Source organism: Candidatus Defluviilinea gracilis, from assembly GCF_057138825.1.
Genome location: NZ_DBNHEF010000079.1, coordinates 211,287 through 227,841, shown reverse-complemented (window position 1 = coordinate 227,841; position 16,555 = coordinate 211,287). Strand labels below are relative to the sequence as shown.

The following is a 16,555-nucleotide window of genomic DNA, read 5'->3' as shown; positions in this document are numbered from 1 at the left end:
GATGAGGCTATAATTGACGACAACCTATGAAGGCTTCCGCTGGTCGCTATCAATGGATGTTTCATCTTACAGTTGCTTGTTTGTTTGGAGCGGCGGTGTTACGGTTATGGATCGAACAGCGCCATAGCCCCGGGGCGGGCGTGATGGCTGTTTTCCTGACGCTGTGGATGATCTTATTCATTGGCGAGGAAATTGTCTCAAAACGTCAGCCCAATTACTTTCCCTATTATTTGATCTTACAATCCTTGTTGTCTTTGATGCTACTTTTCACCGCCGAGTCGGGAGACTATTTTGCGGTCTTGTTTGGCATTCTCAGTATGCAGATCATACTGAGGACGAATATCAAATTTGGTACTGTATGGATTGGATCATTTGCCGTTTTAGTGAGTTTGCCGATGATCAAGACGTACGGTTTATTGGTAGGGATCGTCATTGCGCTAATCTATGCTGGTGGAATTGGACTACTGGCTTCTTATGCTCTGACACTGCGCCAGGTTCAGGATGCGTACGATTACAACCAAGTGTTGCTGGGACAACTTCACGAATCAAATCGGCAGTTGCAAGACTTTGCCCGGCAGAGCCAAAAGCTTGTGGAGGCGCGCGAACGTCATCACCTTGCCCGGGAACTCCACGACACGGTAACGCAGATCGTCTTCGCTATGACTCTTACGACGCGGTCAATTGTATTATTGCTTGATCGGGAATCGACCAAGGTGGGCGCGCAATTAGATCGGTTAAATCAGTTGTCCCAAAGCGCTCTCTCTGAGATGCAAGCGCTGATTTTGCAACTCCGCCCCGGGCCGTTGGAAGAAGGCGGGTTGGTTCTAGCCATCCAGCAACATCTTGCCAGCCGTTATTTGCCGGAGAGTCTGAACGTTTCGTTAGAAGTAGAAGGCGATTTTCCTCTAGACCCATCTGACGAACAGGGGCTTTTTCGCATCATTCAAGAAGCGCTAAATAATATCGTCAAGCATGCCCGGTCGCCTCAAGCGAGAATTCGATTGAACTTGCATAATCCGCCGTCTGTTGAAATTTCCGATCAGGGGCTTGGTTTCGATGTGCAACACGTGTCGAACAGTAACGGGATGGGGCTGGCTTCCATGCGCGAGAGGGCTGATGAGATTGGTTGGAACTTGAGAATTACAGGCTCGCCCGGCGCAGGCACATTGATCCGAATTGAGAAGAAGCAGTTAGGAGGTGAATTGTCATGATGGCGCAGGAAGAAAAAATAAAAGTGCTCATCGTTGACGATCACCAAATCGTTCGCCAAGGGTTGCGCGCTTTTCTGGAATTGCATGAGGATATCATTGTGGTTGGCGAGGCGGGCGATGGACGAACAGCCGTGGAAGCAACGCGCTTGCAACAACCCGACATCGTGTTGATGGATTTGGTTATGCCCAACTTGGACGGAATCGAAGCTACGCGACAAATTACGTCGCTGAGCGATACGATCAAAATCATTGCGTTGACCAGTTTTGCCGATGACGACAAAATCTTTCCCGCGATCCAGGCGGGGGCTTCAAGTTATCTACTTAAAGATATCTCCCCAGACGATCTGATTGGAGCCATACGCGCCGCTTATCGAGGGGAAGCCCGATTGCATCCAAATGTCGTTCGCGCATTGATGGATGCTGCGCGAAATTCTCGGCACGATGACTCTACGAACAAGCCCACTGAGACTGCGACAAATCTTACCGAACGCGAACTCGACGTGACTCGTCTCGTGGCGCAAGGACGGAGTAACCGCGATATTGCCAAAGCATTGTTTATCAGTGAAAAGACCGTTAAAACGCATGTCAGTAACATTCTCGACAAATTGAACCTGAAAGATCGCACGCAATTGGCAATTTACGCCATTAAGCAAGGGCTGGCTTAAAAAGTCTGATTGCGAGGGAGAACCGAATTGCTCGAATGGAAGATCGCATCCTCGCCGCCCCGCTCCAAGCGAATTGTAGTTGTAGCAACCTTTCTGATTTTCACAGCGGAGTTCGCGCAATCAGTGCTGTCCAATAAACGCGCTGAATTGACACCCTGGTATGTTAGCCTGCATGCGGTCTTCCTTGCGCTCTATGTGGCGTTTGTGTGGGTGCCGAACCTGCCTCGAGGATTTTGTCATTTCTACTTTGCAATCCAGTCCCTCATTGTTACCGTTATTTTGGGGCTGAACCCAAACTTCGGCGCTGTTGCGGCGCTATTTGTGTTGTTAACTTTCCAAGCGGCTTCTGTGTTTGCCGATAGAAGCCTCTGGATTTGGGTGGGGATTTTCACCGCCCTGACTGGGTTGCCAATGATGTACTTTCTGGGAACCCTCACTGGTTTGGCGCGCGCTCTGTTACCGATGATGGGTATTTTTATCCTGTCTGCGTATATTACAGCGGGCCGTGAACTTGAGTTTGCTCGCTTGAAAAGCCAAGCCATCATCAATGAGTTGACTGAGATCAATCGCCAGTTGCAAGCATACGTTGCTCAAGTGGAAGAATTGACGGTGATCGACGAGCGCAACCGGTTGGCTCGCGAATTACATAACTCGGTTTCACAAACCATCTTCACCATCGTCCTGACGACGCGGTCTGCCCAGATTTTGATGGAGCGCAACCCCGCCCTCGCGCGTATCTCGCTGGAACAACTCCACGCTCTCTCGCAAAGCGCCCTAACAGATATGCGCAAATTGATATCCCAGTTAAACCCCAAAACGGAATAAATCCATCATCCAGGGACGCATCATTTCGACGGTCATGATAATAACCGTCGAAATGATTATGCGCGCATCTACGGCCAGAGCTGTAGATGCATACAACCCAAGCCCCAGATTTCATTTCCAACGAAAGACCGTTCGGAATTGCGGCGCTTGACCGATGCGTATTCCAGTCGAACATGAAATAATGGGTGTGCTTGACCGGAAGCGTCCAAGTCAACACAAACATCCCATGTTATCGAGCTGGTGAAAGCCGCGTACATTAAGAACGGGAGCGAATAGTTGTTGAATAAGCAAAAGGAATAAGACAATGCAAATGAATCGACTGAATCTTCAAAAAGCTGGGGGGAATGCCGCTCGGATCAATGCGGTATTGGCGATTACCACGCTGATCGTGGCGTTGGGGCTGATCGGACCTACCGCGCTCGCCGATAATGCCTTACTTGCGCAAATAGCAATTACTAACCCAATGCCCTTGATTATTCAGGATGCGCTCAAGTTCATGTCGGCAATTGCGGCGACTGTCTTGATGGTCGCAATGTCCCATCGCTTGCGAAACGAGTCCCCGGTACTGACAACTCTCGCCACTCTATTTGGTTTCCTGGCGGTGATATGCCTGTTCGTCAACACCGGTCTAAGCTTGTTTGCCGTATTGCAAGCATCGCGCTTAACTCAAGGGCAAACGGGTATGTATGAAATTATTGGGGCGCTGGGAATGGCGGTCATCGTTATTAATGGACTATGGTATTTGCTGTTGAATGTGGCGGCATTGAAGACCGGGGGATTGCCAAAGCGGCTAAGTTATCTTGGATTGGTTATAGGCGGATTAAGCCTGTTGCCTCCGCTCGGTATCATTGTATTGCTCCTCAGTATCGTATGGCTAGCGTGGTTGGGAAAAACCTTATCGGCTGACCGTCAATTCTCAATGTGAGAGTGGATTATAAAAGGAGGATCAAATGCAAAGTCCTATTTACCATTACGAAGGGGATGGGTCTCCGATCTCCATTTCGCCAAAACCATATTCACTGGCAGTCTTTCTAATTCTGGCTTTTGGGATCTCATGGGCGGTCTGGGTTCCCGCAGCGCTGGCATCGTATGATTTCATCCGCTTCCAGATTAATCCATTCTTGACCGGCTTGCTGGGCGCTATTGGTCCGTCGTTAGCCGCGCTTATTACGACAGCCGCCTATGATGGGCGGGACGGTTTCCGCGGTCTATTTAAACGCTTGTTGACATGGCGGATCGGACTCCAGTGGTATTTGTTCGCGCTAGCCTGGCCCGTCGTTCTTTCACTGACAAAGACCGGTATTTCAATCTTGCTGGGTAGCCCAATACCAAACTTCTCGCAACCCCCTTTTGTGAATCTGTTTCCAGAGTTATTGAATGCCACCCCTTTGGTGTTTCTACCCGCCTTTTTTCTTCAACAACTGCTGTTTGGAAGTTCGATGGGAGAAGAATTCGGCTGGCGTGGTTTTGCCTTGCCGCGGTTACAGTTCAAAAAAAGCAGTTTGAACGCCAGTCTCCTTTTAGGGTTGATATGGGGGACCTGGCATTTACCCTTATGGTTAACCAAAGGAAATCTTGTTCAAGATGGATTTATCGGATGGCATTTTCTTGAATTAATGGCAACCGCCCTCTTGTTTACCTGGGTTTACAACAACACGCAGGGCAGTCTCTTGCTGGCTCTACTATTTCATGCCTCCATTGGCGTGACTGGGTTGTTTCTTTCCTCAGCCGAGCTTCACCCGTTGATTGGCGCAACCTTGAATTGGGGAATGGCTGGGTTGGTGATTCGCGTATTTGGATACCAACGTTTGGCACGCCAGAACATGGACTTGTCTGCTTTGCAGAGTGGGCTATTGGCAAAGTAGACAGCATGCACTGAGTAGAATCGAAGTGTGGAAAGTGCAGAGCAGATTCTACTCGCAACTTTCCACTTTCCACACTTGATTTTTGGTTGTGCCGAAAAGTTATTGCTTCGTCCCACACTCGGCGCAGAATTTTGCGCCCGCTTCCATTTTTACGCCGCATTTCTTGCAGAATTTTTCGGCGGCGAGAGGTTTGCCGCACTCCTGACAGAATTTTCCTCCGCCCGCTTTCGCGCCGCAGTGCGGACAAGTCGTTACGATGGTTTGTTTGAAGGTGTCGGCGGAAACGTAATCCACGGTGTTGGCTTTTTCTTGCGCGTCGCGTATCGCGGCTTGCACTTGAATGGACGACATCTCTTCCTGCATATCGGGGGCGCAGTCTTTGCAAAGCGTTCGTTGATCGTTCCAGCAATCGTCATCCACCCATTTGCCGCACCGTTTGCATTTGTGGAAATGCGGCTTGGCTTCCTCCACCGCGTCGGCAAACGCGTTATCGTGCGCCTTTTCCCATCCCGCCGAACGGACTCCGCGCGCCACGTTTGCGGCTTTCCCAAGGACGCCGCCAAAAAGGTTGCTCGCGGCATCTAATACGTTTGTCGCGGTTCCCATCGCCGAGGCTTGGAACTCGGTCTGGTAGCCGTTGCCGCAACGGTCACAGAAGAACTCGAACTGGAATCCCGCGTCCGTGCTTAGGTCGCGATAGTTTCGGGTGAATTGAATGAGAGTCATGGGTTAACCTCCGTGGAAAGATTATTTTGATTGTAGCACAGAGAGAAAAATTGACAGTCACCTTGAAGGTGACTGTCAATTGATTAGATAATCCCAACTTCTTTATTGAACTCAACGATCAACTCATCAATTTCATCGGCTTGCGTTTGCACGTCGGTCCAATAATTCGGCTCGTACCATTGCTTTTGGATTTCGTCATACGTGCGCCCCTGTTGCTCGACCCAGGTATAGTATTTGAGATTGTGCACGCGGCGGCGGTCGGTGTAACGGAGTTCGAGCATGTTGTCGGTCGATTCGCCTTGCAGGTAGCGGGCAAAGTCGGCGGCGGCGGAACGCTCGTTGTATTCGCCAAATTCCTGATGCATTTCATGCAGACGCGAGCGATACAACTCCATCGAGTCGGTGAGGATGGTGATCATCACATCGTTCTCGTCCATTTCGTAATACTTCGCGGTTTTGATACACGATAAAACATTCGAGATTCCAGAAAAGCCAAGTAAATCGAGATTGGAGACTAGAGATTCGGGCACACCTTGTTCGACGAGATATTGCCGTCCCGATTCTTCATTGAACAAGCGCGCAAGATTCACAACAGCGTTATCGTCAATCGCGGTGACGACATCCGTATTCTTGACATTATGAACCCACGGCACATGCTTGTCACCGATGCCTTCGATGCGATGCGCGCCGAATCCGTTTTCGAGAAGCGTGGGGCATTGCAACGCCTCACTCGCGACGATCTTTGAATCGGGGAATAATTTTTTCATGTAATCGCCGCTGGCAATCGTCCCTGCCGAACCCGTCGCAGACGCCATGCCGCGATACCGTCCGTGCTTGCCAGCCACCTGATTGAAGACCTCTTCCATCGCGTGCCCCGTCACTTCAAAGTGCCACAAGTAATTGCCAAACTCTTCGAATTGATTGAAGATCATCAAATCCTGTCCCGACTTTTTCAACTCCCAGCATTTATCGAAGATTTCTTTGACGTTCGATTCGGACCCGGGGGTTTTGATCGTCTCGCCTGCGACTTTCGCGAGCCATTCGAATCTCTCCTTCGACATCCCTTCGGGCAGAATCGCAATGGACTCGCATCCCAACAACGCGGAGTCATACGCGCCGCCGCGACAGTAATTCCCTGTGGAGGGCCAGACCGCTTTCTGAGTCGTCGGGTCAAATTGGCCTGTGACCAGTCTCGGCACGAGACAGCTGAACGCCGCCCCGACTTTGTGCGCTCCCGTCGGGAACCACTTCCCCACGATGGCGATGATGCGGGCAGGGACTCCCGTCAGCGCCGACGGAAGCTCGAGGAAGTTGACTCCGCCAAACGTCCCGCCTGAAGCGGTGGGTTGGTTGTGCCAGTTAATCCGAAAGAGGTTACGCGGATGAATATCCCAGAGTCCGATGCCTTTCAACTCATCCTTCACTTTCGCGGGAATCTTCGACGGGTCTTTCATCTGTGCATACGTGGGGATGACGATGTTCTTTTCTTTGGCGCGTTGGATGGCGCGCGCGCGGCGGGTTTTATCAACGGTCAGATCAATGGTAGTCATTTTGTCACTCCTGGGAAATATCGTTTAGCAAATGAATTATACTCGCCGAGCATAAGGAGACGAAAATGAAACAGACATCGGCAGGCGCGCTTTCGGGTTGTCTTGTGTGGGTTATTGCGTTCGTGGTCATCAGCATGTGTATTTTCCCCGTTTCGATGATCGTCGGCGTATCCACGTCTGTGACAGATTTTGCGATGGAGACGGTCGCGCCATTGATCTGCCCCGAGGGCACATCGGCTCAATCGCGTTCTTACGCAACGACAACAACCGATGAGTTCGGCAATTCAGAGCCGAGCACCGCGTATGTGATGCAGTGCGTGGATTCGAACGGCGATGTTGTGATGGAAGATCCTGTTACTTATGCATTCTTGTGGACGGGCGCGATCGCTGGGATTGGATTGATCCTTGCAGGAGTTCTTGCGTTCGTCTTTGCCGCGCCTGCGGGTGTGTTGATCGCAAAACTATTAAGCAGGATGAGGAAAAACCAGATCCGCTGAGCGATGGTGAAATTAATTACGCACATCTGTTTCAAGAATCAAATTTTAACAGAAGCGTAGGTTGTTTTTAATGCAAAACCAATTTGCGAGGTGTATGATGTGCTTAAGTGAAAGGAGGTAGCCATAGAGACACCGCCTGACAATTTAATAGAAGGTAAGAGTGGGATGCCATAAACTGGCGATAGCCCTCGGCTGTTGTTCCAGACGTTCCCCGAACGAAAAAAGAAAGAGGCAATTTCCCCGCTCCTTACCGGGTTCTAGAATTTTTGACGGATGGGTGATCCCCATCCGTCCTTTCTTTAAAAGAGCGTGTCCGCGCGAAATCAGCGCTTCACGAAAGTTCAGGCGACAGCGCAACTGTCGCCTGACTTTGACGCAGTACGACCGCATCAAAAACCTATTTTCGCAATCTACCGTCCATGAGTGTTAGCCGCTTCCACCTGAACGGATTGAAGCGCGAGTTTCATTCGACTTAATGCCTGCTCCACCAGCGGGCGAGGGGCGCCAAAATTCAAGCGGATGAAATTCTCGAATCCTTCGCCGAATTCCCCGCCATCACTGAGCGCGACCTTTGCCTGTTCGAGGAAGAACTTGAACGGGGAACCGGTGATTTGCCTCGCTTCTACATAGCCGCCGAAATCAAGCCAATGGAGGTATGTTGCCGAGGGGATTGTGAATTTTGCTTCCGGGAAATTCTCTCTCAAGCAGCCTATGACGAAATCGCGATTTTCCTTCAGGTAGATCCTCAATTCAGCCAGCCAATCGTCGCAAGCGCCGGAGAAAGCCGCTTCCGCGGCGATCAGCCCCAAACTGGAGGGGTGACCCGTCATGCTTTCACTGGTCTTCTTGAATTTTTCGCGTAAACCATCGTTGGGAATTATGGCGAAAGAGCAAAATAATCCGGCGATGTTGAATGCCTTGCTCGGGGCGATCAGGGTGACGCTCTTCGCGGCAATTTCGGGGGAAAGCATTGCCGTTGGCATATGTTTCGATCCGTCTAATATCAACTCGCTATGAATTTCGTCCGACACGATCACCGCGTCATTTTGCAGGCACAATTCTGCCATCTTCGAAAGTTCATCGCGTGAGAAAACCTGCCCGGTCGGGTTATGAGGATGGCAGAGCAGGAACATGCGGGTTCGCGCGTTGTTCATGTGAAACGCCCGGGCAAACACGCCAAGGTCCAGGTGAGATTTGAGCACGCCGCCTTCGCTCGTGAACGAAAATTGAGCGGTTTGTTGTGTCAGCCCGATATTTTTGTAAATGCCATAAAACATGTGATAGACAGGCGTTTGTATCAATACGCCGTCGGACGGATTGCAATACGTGCGCGCCGCGATGTTGAATCCGTTTACCATGCCGGTCGTTTCCACAACCCAATCGGGGTCTACCTGCCATCCATACAGCCGTTCCATGCGGTTCGCAACGGTCTGCCTAAGTTGGCGCGTGGCAAACTCATATCCCAGCACGCCGCGCTCGATCGCCTGATGCAGGGCAAGGCGGATCGGCTCGGGAGTGGCGAAGTCCATGTCGGCGATCCACATCGGCAATACGTCCGGCGGATACATATTCCATTTGGCGGAGTTTGTGTCGCGGCGTTCGATGATTTGATCGAAGTTGTAGGGCATGATGAGTCCTTGGGGAGTGGGATGGGGGGGGCGAGTTACAAGATACGGGTTACGAGTTATCAGTGAGCAGTTATCAGTGATTGAAAGATACGCAGTACGCAATACGAAATAGTTATTTCTTATACGCCACGATCATCCCGTCGCGGACGGGGGTGAGAGAAACTATCCAGTCCGAATCAGTCGTCACGTCGCGGGTGAAGCGGCGGATGGCTTCGGTGGTTTCCTCGTGGTCGTTGGGGTCGAGGATTTGTCCATGCCAGATCATGTTGTCAATGATGAGCAGTCCGCCTGAGCGGAGTTTCTCTTTGATGACGGGAAGCGAATCGGGGTAGCCTTCCTTGTCAATGTCGTTGAAGATGATGTCGAAAGGGCCCGATGTCTTTCGCAGTGACTCGACCGCTTCGGCATTGTGAAATTTGACCAGATCAGCATAGCCGAGTTTGGCGAGATGATCCTGCGCCATCGCGGAGAGTTTGTCATCCCAAACTGTGTGATGAATAACGCCGCCTCCGTTTTCGCGGACAGCCTTCGCAAACCACGCGGTGGAATATCCGTAGCCTGAGCCAAGTTCAAACACGGACTTCGCGCCGATCATGCGCGCGAGTTGGTAGCAGTAATATCCGCACGCCGCGCCGAGGGCGGGAAATTTATTTTTCTCGGCATAGTCTTCCATTTTTTGCATTTCCGCATCACGCGGCGGGACGAGGGAGGTGAGATAGTCTTGCAGTTTGTCGTAGTTGATTTTTGGCATGGGAGGCTCCTTGTGGAAAGTAGGAAGTGGAAAGTGGAAAGAGGTTGAGTTGCAGGTTGCGAGTTACGAGTAATCAGTGATCAGTAATCAGTGATCAGTGAGCGGGCGCTGGAGATTACGAAGAACGCAGTACGCAATACGAATGGCTACGGTTTGTTGTCTGTGATCAAAATATCCAACGCCACAGGCAACGCGAGCTTCGACCACTCAGTGTACATTTTGCCTGACGGGTGCAAACCGTCGCCCGCGATCAACGATGGATCATTGACCGCTTCGCGCGAGATGGGCGTGATGTCAATGTAGTGCGCGCCCGCCTTTTCGGTCTCTTCGCGGTTGATCGCATTAAATCGGTTGATCTCGTCCGCTATTTTCTTACTGTCGCGGTCGCCTGCAAAGGGTGTCACTCCCCAATCGGGGATGGATAGCACGATGACGCGGTTCGCGTCGCCGCCTGCGTATTCGATCGCTTTGTTCAAGAGGAAAACAAAACTCTTGCGATACTCTTCAATATCCAATCCGCGATATTGGTTGTTGACTCCGATCAGCAGGGAGACCAAATCGTATGGGGGATCAATTTTCTGCGCTTGAATTCCATCCCAAAGTTCGTCGGTCGTCCAGCCTGTGCGGGCGATGATGGTGACTTCGACACCCCCCTCAATCCCCCCAAATTGCGAAGCAATTTGGGGGGAAGATTCGACCAGGGATGCAAGTTGGTTGGGCCAACGTTCAGCCTCGTCCACGCTTTCGCCGATGGTGTAGGAATCGCCGAGGGCTAGGTAACGGACAGCGGGCATATCATCGTCTCCTGAAACAAGCGTGGTTGGATTTTGAGTACAGCCTATGAGGAAAGCCAGTAAGAGCGCAAGCCGAATTATAGCCACAAAGCCTCAGTGTGGAAAAACTTCAAGAGGCAGAATCAGGCCCCACCGTCGAGAGAAGCGGGGTTGTGTCCGTGGTCGTGTTGACGAGATCATGAATCCACTTGCGCGAGAGATAACGCCGCGTGATGACGATCGCTTTGACGACCTCCTCTATTAGCACCAGCGCGTACACAAAATAGACGGGGAGATGCAGGACAAATCCGCCGATGAGCGCGGCGGGGACGCCGATCAGCCAGATTGAGAAGAGTTCGGTGAACATGGCGAAACGCGTGTCGCCGCCCGCGCGTAACGCGCCGATGAACAACATGAAGTTGTACACGCGCAGCCACGCGGACAGCGAATAGACCAGCATGATGTTTTTTAAATCATACACGGCTGAATCGGAAACTTGATATAGACTCGCGATAAAGTCGCGCGAGAAGAACACGATCACGCTGCCCAATAGCGCCAACGTCACAGCCATGATGGTGAAGCGGCGGCTGTATTCGAACGCGGTCTCTTTTTCTTTCTCGCCGATCTTGTTGCCGACCATCACCGCGCAGGCATTGCCCAAGCCGATGAACAAAACAAACATGAGTTCTTCGATGGTGGCGTTGATGTTGATCGCCGCGATGGCGTCGGTGCCGATGCGCGCGTAGACCGCGTAGTAGAAGGTAATACCGAACGACCAGATCACTTCGTTCAGCGCGGCAGGCATGGACGTGCGCAATATGTTGAACAGGAACGCGCGATCGAAGTGAAAGAACGTAAGCGGATTTGCGGCGAGCGGGGTTTTTCTCGCGTACACAAGAAATAACAACAACACACATTCAAACGCCCAGCCGGTGGCTGTGCCGATCGCCGCGCCGCGCACGCCCAGTGCGGGCAGACCAAAATGCCCGAAGATGAGCGAGTATCCGAGAGCGGTCTTCAACAGCAACGCCAGCGTGGTCACAGCGACGGTCAACGTGACTTGCGTGATGCTCCGCAAGATCGAAATGTATGAGAACGAGACCGCCATCAACACATAACTCAGTCCCACAATGCGGAGGTAGTCACTGCCAAGTTTGATGACCTCGCCATCCTCGGTGTAGAACGACATCAGCGTTTCGGGGATGAACACCGCCGCCAGAGAAAACATCGCCGCGACCGAGACCGCGACGATGAGACAAATCCCCAACACTTTGCGGATGCTCTCCGCATCGCCTTTCCCCCAAAACTGCGCGGTGAAAATGGACATGCCGCTCGTCACGCCGAAGACGAAGAGGATGAGCAGGAAGAAGATCTGATTCGCCAGCCCCAGCGCGGCGACAGCCGTCTCGCCCAACTGCCCGACCATCAACACGTCAACCATGTTGAGCGAAGCGGTGATCAGTTGTTGGAACGCAACCGGCACAGCCAGAGCCAATGCGGCGCGGAGGAATTCTTTATCTTTGAGGAAGGTCATGGGAAATTTCGATGGATGAATGATGAAAGTTGGATACAAGGCACGAGATACGGGTTACGCTTTGCGAGATACGCGCAGGTAACTTGTAACTCGCAACATGCGGATAACATGCTTGTCGTCGCTGATTTACTGATCTTCCGGCGCTTCTCTTACGATGTACAGCGGTCTGCCCTTGGCTTCGTCGTACAACCGCCCAATATATTCGCCGAGGATGCCGAGCGAGATTAATTGCACGCCGCCTAAAAACAGCACAAAGACCAGCGTGGTCGTTTGCCCTTCAAAGAAATGCGTGCCTGCCAGGCGTAAAATCGCAACCACGGGTATGGCGATGATGGCAAGTCCCGCCGAGGCGAACCCGAAAAATGTGGCTACTTGCAATGGGAAATATGAAAAGCCTGTCACGGCATTGATGGCGAGGCGGAGCATCTTGCGGAACGGATATTTCGTCTCGCCCGCCGCGCGCGCGGCGCGTTTATATTCCACGCCGATCTGTTTGAAGCCGACCCACGCGCTCATGCCGCGCAAAAAGCGATGCCGCTCGCGCATCTGGTTCATCACCTTCACCACTTTGCGATCCATCAAACGGAAGTCGCCGGTGTCGAGCGGGATCTTCACATCGGTGATGCGATAGATCAGGCGATAGAACAGCGACGCCGTCCACAACTTGAACCACGATTCGCCCTCGCGTTCGGCGCGCACGGCAAAGACCACTTCGTACCCCTCCTGCCATTTCTTCGCCATGTCGAGAATCAATTCGGGCGGGTCCTGCAAGTCCGCGTCAATGATGACGACCGCGTCGCCGCGCGAATAATCGAGTCCGGCAGTCACCGCCACTTGATGACCAAAATTCCGCGCGAAGATGACCGGGCGCACGCGCTGATCCGTTTTGGCAAGGTCGCGGATGATATCGCTCGAACTGTCGGAGGAGCCGTCGTCGATCAGGATCAATTCCCACGACTTGCGGGTTTTGTCCATCACTTCTTTCACGCGGCGATAGAGTTCGGGCAGGTTGTCTTTTTCGTTGAAGATGGGGGCAATGATCGAAAATACGATATTCATGGATATGATTTCTTTCGGTTGGTTTTTTTTCCACGGGTGGAGTCGGTTGGGGTGGGGGAGGCAACCGTATGGGCGGATGAAGCGCGGGCTTTATCCAACAGTTTGAATTTGCGCGAGCCGCGCCGGGGCGGGTTCACCTTTTCGGGCGGCGCCACAAATTGCGTGTTGCCGTCATCTTCGAAGGGAGATAAGCCCAGGATCCTCCGTTGGAGGTATCCCGCAATGATGATGGCTGACGCCAGCACGGGCACTACGAGCAGGGCGCCGAGAATGCCCTCGAGCACCGTCGCCGCGATGATGGCGATGAAGACGATCCCCTCGTGCATGTGCACGCTGCGCCCCATGATGAGCGGGCGCAAGAAAAGATTCTTCAGGGTCATCAAGATGAAAAAGACAGCGACGAGGATCATCGCCACCCAAAAGTTCGGCAGGGGAATCCACGTGGAGCCTTCCAGGAGGGCAACGCTTGCCGCAATCACGGCGGCGAGGAACGGTCCCACATCTGGCACGAGCGTGAATAAGCCGGCGATCAAGCCGAGCGCCAGCGCCCCGGGGATACCGAGGATGAGCCATGTTACGGTGAACACCGCGCCGACGATGATCATCAGCACGATCTGACCGCGCAGGTATGCCATCCAAATACGGCGGATGCGGCGATACAATTCGTGAATTTCCGCGCGGTAGGGCGGCTGGACGAAGGAGAACAATCTCTCGCGCAAGCCCGCCCATTCGGATAGGAACAGGTAAGCCCCCACGAGGATGACGAGGAACCATAACACGCCCACGGAGGTTGTTTCGAGCAAGTGCAACGCGTCTTTTGGCAATGGCGCGGTGATCGCGTCCTGAAGTTGCGCCAGGCTCTGCCCCCATTCCTCGAGGTGGAAGACCAGGTTGCCGATTTGAACGGGTTGCATCAACATTGCGCTCAACTGACTCGAGAGGTCGACCAGGTCTTGAAAGACCACCTGCGCTTCATCATAGAAGATCGGCGCAAGAGTGGCGGGCACGCCCACGAGCAGGATCAACGAGGAGAAATAGACAATGTTTACCGCCGCATTGCGAGACATTCGGGTGTTCTTGGTAAGATACACAACCGCTGGGTTGATCAAGTAGGCGATAAACGCGGCAATCACCATGTTCCGCGCCACATCGCGCCCATAAAAAAGAAATGCCACACAGGCGAGGAAGAAAAGAATCCCCGCAGTGTATCGGAAGGTTGGGCTCCACGGCGTATCCTGGTTCATAACAATGTTTTCACGGCATTCAGGGTCGGTTCGATGACCGGCGCCTCGGCGACCGCCCGCATCGCCGCGCGGATGTCTTTCAATCCGCTACCGGTATTGATTACCAGGATGGGATTCCCGCTTCCGATCACCCCAGTGGAAATTGCCCGCGCCACCCCGGCATACGCCGCCGCCCCGGCGGGTTCGGCAAAGATGCCCACCTTGCCAAGTTCGGCAATGGCGTAGAGGATCTCTTCATCTGATACATTAACGTACGTGCCGCCGGTTTCCTTCGCCGCGCGGACCGCGCGCGCGCCATCGCGCGGCAAATCGACAGAGATCGAATCGGCAATCGTCTTTGCCGTGACAGGCTTGATGGCTTCGGTGTTGGCATGGAAGGCGTTCGAGATCGCCGCAGACCCTTCGGCTTGCACGCCGATGATGTGAGGGGTGTTTGCCATCCAACCGAGTTCCACCAGGTCTTTGAAACCTTTGTGGATTCCCGAAATGATGTTGCCGTCTCCCACCGAAACAAAAACAGTCAACGGCGGATGCTCCAAACCCGCGCCGAACTCTTCGTGCCATTTCGCGTGGGCGTCCTGCCACCATTCCCAAATTTCGAATGCGGCGGTTTTCTTTCCCTCCGCCGTGAACGGATTGTAGCCCGTGTTGCGGCAATACCAACCGAACTCGTCGGCGCATTTCACGGTGAGGTCGAACGCGTCGTCGTACGAGCCGTCCACCAGAATCACTTTCGCGCCGAAGATGAGCAGTTGCGCCACCTTCGCCGGCGGAGCGGACTTCGGCGCAAAGATAATCGCCTTTTGCCCAACCGCGGCAGACATCCCTGCGAGAGCCGCGCCGGCGTTCCCCGTCGAAGCGGTGACGACGATCTCCGCGCCGATCTCATGCGCGCGAGTCACCACGATGGCGCTGGCGCGATCCTTGAAGGAAGCCGTGGGGTTGCGGGACTCGTCCTTTAGCCACAGGTTTTGCAACCCGTATTTTTTTGCAAGGGAGGATAATTGATAAACGGGTGTTCCGCCCACAGCATGAAGCGGGGTTGAGTCGCCTTCAGGTTCGCCCACCGGCAGGAGCGGCAAATATCGCCACAGCGACGGGTCGTTGCGCGAGAGCAGGTCTTCGGGCTGGTATTTGGTCTTGATGGAATCGTAATCGAGCGTCACATCCAAATTGCCGCCGTCTTTGGGGCAAGTGTACGCAACTTCGTTGGGAGCATATTCCGTTCCGCATAACGAACAGCGGTAGCCGAGGAATTTATCCATGCGCTGATTTTACCCGATACATGTGAAGACCTGATGGGTCTCCGCGAAAGCACAACGGATTCGCGGCCATGTCCACGTGTGGATTAAGATTATCAACGTCGTGAATAAGACCTGTCAGGTCTTAAACAAAAAAGACTTTCAGGTTTGAAAACGTGAGAGTCTTTCTATGGAATAGTGAAGTATTTGGTTGATTTAAGGCGAAGCCCGCAAGGTTGAATTAGTAAAATCAGGCTTTTCAACTTGAAAATATCGCAAACTTCTCGTGAGCGAATCGTTTACCTTTTCATAAAAACTAGCATCATTTCATAAATTTGAAGAGTCGCGAAATAGAATAACAAGGGAACAAATAATGCAGAGATAATGTATTTGCTTTTCCTCTTGTCTAGAAATAATTCATTTAAAGTCACGTCGAGATTTGAGGACTTTCCAAAATAAAACAACATGGCAGCCATGGCGACTCCTGAAATTCCTCTTGCAACAGCTGGGTATTCTCTATATACATGAAAAGCTAAAAAAACACTGAAAAACGCTAATAGTGTTAATATCACAACTAGTAAATACTTTTGAAATTGTATTTTGATTTTCATTTAGAACTCCTGAGCTAAAAAAATCTCAAGAAAGATGTTCGTATCAAGCAGAGCCTTCATGGTAACCGCCCCGCAATTCAGCAATTTGGTGTTGAAGTTGAACCGAAGTTTATTGGCCGCGCAAATCTTTCAACGCGCCTTCCCATCGGAAGTTCATGGGGGCGCTTTGCTTTTTGACTCGGTATTCCAACAAAAACGCGACAAAATCCCGCACCTCAGTTTGCAAGGCGGGCGGAAGCATGCGCAACATTTCCTGCAAGGACAAATCAGCCATGATTGTCTCCTGTTCTCTCTTTGCCTATTTTACCCGATATGCAAAAAGGACTCTCAGACGTAAAATCTTGAGAGTCCTTTTCATATTTTATCCTTCCGCAT

Annotated in this window: 17 protein-coding genes; 6 read left to right on the top strand and 11 right to left on the bottom strand. The window is 52.3% G+C overall.

Annotated features, from left to right (window positions below; translation table 11 throughout):
• The first annotated feature begins 26 nt into the window (after nucleotides 1-26).
• From AC16KF_RS16535 to AC16KF_RS16515, 5 genes are all read left to right on the top strand, one after another.
• Nucleotides 27-1,211, top strand: a complete 1,185-nt coding sequence (locus AC16KF_RS16535; RefSeq protein WP_484038455.1) for a sensor histidine kinase — start codon at nucleotides 27-29, stop codon at nucleotides 1,209-1,211.
• Complete coding sequence (locus AC16KF_RS16530) at nucleotides 1,208-1,876, top strand: response regulator (RefSeq protein ID WP_484038454.1); 669 nt, start codon at nucleotides 1,208-1,210, stop codon at nucleotides 1,874-1,876. The genes AC16KF_RS16535 and AC16KF_RS16530 overlap by 4 nt, the downstream gene beginning before the upstream one ends.
• Before the next feature lie 123 nt (nucleotides 1,877-1,999).
• A complete protein-coding gene (locus tag AC16KF_RS16525; RefSeq protein ID WP_484038453.1) occupies nucleotides 2,000-2,701 on the top strand; it encodes a sensor histidine kinase in 702 nt (233 codons plus the stop codon).
• A gap of 310 nt (nucleotides 2,702-3,011) precedes the next feature.
• The gene (locus tag AC16KF_RS16520; protein ID WP_484038452.1) at nucleotides 3,012-3,626 is read left to right on the top strand and encodes a hypothetical protein; all 615 of its coding nucleotides are present in this window, start codon (nucleotides 3,012-3,014) and stop codon (nucleotides 3,624-3,626) included.
• Between the two features lie 25 nt (nucleotides 3,627-3,651).
• The gene (locus tag AC16KF_RS16515) at nucleotides 3,652-4,566 is read left to right on the top strand and encodes a CPBP family intramembrane glutamic endopeptidase (RefSeq protein ID WP_484038451.1); all 915 of its coding nucleotides are present in this window, start codon (nucleotides 3,652-3,654) and stop codon (nucleotides 4,564-4,566) included.
• 99 nt (nucleotides 4,567-4,665) lie between these two features.
• On the opposite strand, the gene AC16KF_RS16510 is transcribed toward AC16KF_RS16515, so the two are convergent.
• Together AC16KF_RS16510 and AC16KF_RS16505 are read right to left on the bottom strand one after the other, a co-directional pair.
• The gene (locus tag AC16KF_RS16510) at nucleotides 4,666-5,292 is read right to left on the bottom strand and encodes a zinc ribbon domain-containing protein (RefSeq protein ID WP_484038450.1); all 627 of its coding nucleotides are present in this window, start codon (nucleotides 5,290-5,292) and stop codon (nucleotides 4,666-4,668) included.
• 83 nt (nucleotides 5,293-5,375) lie between these two features.
• Complete coding sequence (locus AC16KF_RS16505) at nucleotides 5,376-6,842, bottom strand: pyridoxal-phosphate dependent enzyme (protein WP_484038449.1); 1,467 nt, start codon at nucleotides 6,840-6,842, stop codon at nucleotides 5,376-5,378.
• Between the two features lie 65 nt (nucleotides 6,843-6,907).
• Here AC16KF_RS16505 and AC16KF_RS16500 point away from each other — a divergent pair, with 65 nt between their 5' ends.
• The gene (locus AC16KF_RS16500) at nucleotides 6,908-7,339 is read left to right on the top strand and encodes a hypothetical protein (RefSeq protein ID WP_484038448.1); all 432 of its coding nucleotides are present in this window, start codon (nucleotides 6,908-6,910) and stop codon (nucleotides 7,337-7,339) included.
• Between the two features lie 410 nt (nucleotides 7,340-7,749).
• On the opposite strand, the gene AC16KF_RS16495 is transcribed toward AC16KF_RS16500, so the two are convergent.
• The 9 genes from AC16KF_RS16495 to AC16KF_RS16455 all read right to left on the bottom strand — a co-directional run bounded on the left by AC16KF_RS16495 (nucleotide 7,750) and on the right by AC16KF_RS16455 (nucleotide 16,454).
• On the bottom strand, nucleotides 7,750-8,967 hold the full coding sequence (locus AC16KF_RS16495; RefSeq protein WP_484038447.1) for a MalY/PatB family protein: 1,218 nt from the start codon (nucleotides 8,965-8,967) through the stop codon (nucleotides 7,750-7,752).
• 112 nt (nucleotides 8,968-9,079) lie between these two features.
• Complete coding sequence (locus AC16KF_RS16490) at nucleotides 9,080-9,718, bottom strand: O-methyltransferase (protein WP_484038446.1); 639 nt, start codon at nucleotides 9,716-9,718, stop codon at nucleotides 9,080-9,082.
• 146 nt (nucleotides 9,719-9,864) lie between these two features.
• Nucleotides 9,865-10,512 carry an SGNH/GDSL hydrolase family protein gene (locus AC16KF_RS16485; RefSeq protein ID WP_484038445.1) on the bottom strand — a complete coding sequence of 216 codons (648 nt, stop codon included), beginning with the start codon at nucleotides 10,510-10,512 and terminating at the stop codon, nucleotides 9,865-9,867.
• Nucleotides 10,513-10,621: 109 nt separating this feature from the next.
• The gene (locus AC16KF_RS16480; protein WP_484038444.1) at nucleotides 10,622-12,025 is read right to left on the bottom strand and encodes an MATE family efflux transporter; all 1,404 of its coding nucleotides are present in this window, start codon (nucleotides 12,023-12,025) and stop codon (nucleotides 10,622-10,624) included.
• Between the two features lie 126 nt (nucleotides 12,026-12,151).
• Nucleotides 12,152-13,084 carry a glycosyltransferase family 2 protein gene (locus AC16KF_RS16475; protein WP_484038443.1) on the bottom strand — a complete coding sequence of 311 codons (933 nt, stop codon included), beginning with the start codon at nucleotides 13,082-13,084 and terminating at the stop codon, nucleotides 12,152-12,154.
• On the bottom strand, nucleotides 13,081-14,328 hold the full coding sequence (locus AC16KF_RS16470) for an AI-2E family transporter (protein WP_484038442.1): 1,248 nt from the start codon (nucleotides 14,326-14,328) through the stop codon (nucleotides 13,081-13,083). Before AC16KF_RS16470 ends, AC16KF_RS16475 begins: the two co-directional genes overlap by 4 nt.
• On the bottom strand, nucleotides 14,325-15,593 hold the full coding sequence (thrC, locus tag AC16KF_RS16465; RefSeq protein WP_484038441.1) for a threonine synthase: 1,269 nt from the start codon (nucleotides 15,591-15,593) through the stop codon (nucleotides 14,325-14,327). The genes AC16KF_RS16470 and thrC overlap by 4 nt, the downstream gene beginning before the upstream one ends.
• 275 nt (nucleotides 15,594-15,868) lie before the next feature.
• A complete protein-coding gene (locus tag AC16KF_RS16460; protein WP_484038440.1) occupies nucleotides 15,869-16,180 on the bottom strand; it encodes a hypothetical protein in 312 nt (103 codons plus the stop codon).
• Nucleotides 16,181-16,289: 109 nt separating this feature from the next.
• Nucleotides 16,290-16,454 (bottom strand): DUF2281 domain-containing protein, encoded by a 165-nt coding sequence (locus AC16KF_RS16455; RefSeq protein ID WP_484038439.1) that lies wholly within the window; start codon nucleotides 16,452-16,454, stop codon nucleotides 16,290-16,292.
• Nucleotides 16,455-16,555: the final 101 nt, after the last annotated feature.

What these genes read in the sequence shown, in the direction of transcription:
- AC16KF_RS16535 (WP_484038455.1), top strand. Translation starts at nt 27, where the DNA reads ATGAAGGCTTCCGCTGGTCGCTATCAATGGATGTTTCATCTTACAGTT.
- AC16KF_RS16530 (WP_484038454.1), top strand. Translation starts at nt 1,208, where the DNA reads ATGATGGCGCAGGAAGAAAAAATAAAAGTGCTCATCGTTGACGATCAC.
- AC16KF_RS16520 (WP_484038452.1), top strand. Translation starts at nt 3,012, where the DNA reads ATGAATCGACTGAATCTTCAAAAAGCTGGGGGGAATGCCGCTCGGATC.
- AC16KF_RS16515 (WP_484038451.1), top strand. Translation starts at nt 3,652, where the DNA reads ATGCAAAGTCCTATTTACCATTACGAAGGGGATGGGTCTCCGATCTCC.
- AC16KF_RS16510 (WP_484038450.1), bottom strand. Translation starts at nt 5,292, where the DNA reads ATGACTCTCATTCAATTCACCCGAAACTATCGCGACCTAAGCACGGAC.
- AC16KF_RS16505 (WP_484038449.1), bottom strand. Translation starts at nt 6,842, where the DNA reads ATGACTACCATTGATCTGACCGTTGATAAAACCCGCCGCGCGCGCGCC.
- AC16KF_RS16500 (WP_484038448.1), top strand. Translation starts at nt 6,908, where the DNA reads ATGAAACAGACATCGGCAGGCGCGCTTTCGGGTTGTCTTGTGTGGGTT.
- AC16KF_RS16495 (WP_484038447.1), bottom strand. Translation starts at nt 8,967, where the DNA reads ATGCCCTACAACTTCGATCAAATCATCGAACGCCGCGACACAAACTCC.
- AC16KF_RS16490 (WP_484038446.1), bottom strand. Translation starts at nt 9,718, where the DNA reads ATGCCAAAAATCAACTACGACAAACTGCAAGACTATCTCACCTCCCTC.
- AC16KF_RS16485 (WP_484038445.1), bottom strand. Translation starts at nt 10,512, where the DNA reads ATGCCCGCTGTCCGTTACCTAGCCCTCGGCGATTCCTACACCATCGGC.
- AC16KF_RS16480 (WP_484038444.1), bottom strand. Translation starts at nt 12,025, where the DNA reads ATGACCTTCCTCAAAGATAAAGAATTCCTCCGCGCCGCATTGGCTCTG.
- AC16KF_RS16475 (WP_484038443.1), bottom strand. Translation starts at nt 13,084, where the DNA reads ATGAATATCGTATTTTCGATCATTGCCCCCATCTTCAACGAAAAAGAC.
- AC16KF_RS16470 (WP_484038442.1), bottom strand. Translation starts at nt 14,328, where the DNA reads ATGAACCAGGATACGCCGTGGAGCCCAACCTTCCGATACACTGCGGGG.
- thrC (WP_484038441.1), bottom strand. Translation starts at nt 15,593, where the DNA reads ATGGATAAATTCCTCGGCTACCGCTGTTCGTTATGCGGAACGGAATAT.
- AC16KF_RS16460 (WP_484038440.1), bottom strand. Translation starts at nt 16,180, where the DNA reads ATGAAAATCAAAATACAATTTCAAAAGTATTTACTAGTTGTGATATTA.
- AC16KF_RS16455 (WP_484038439.1), bottom strand. Translation starts at nt 16,454, where the DNA reads ATGGCTGATTTGTCCTTGCAGGAAATGTTGCGCATGCTTCCGCCCGCC.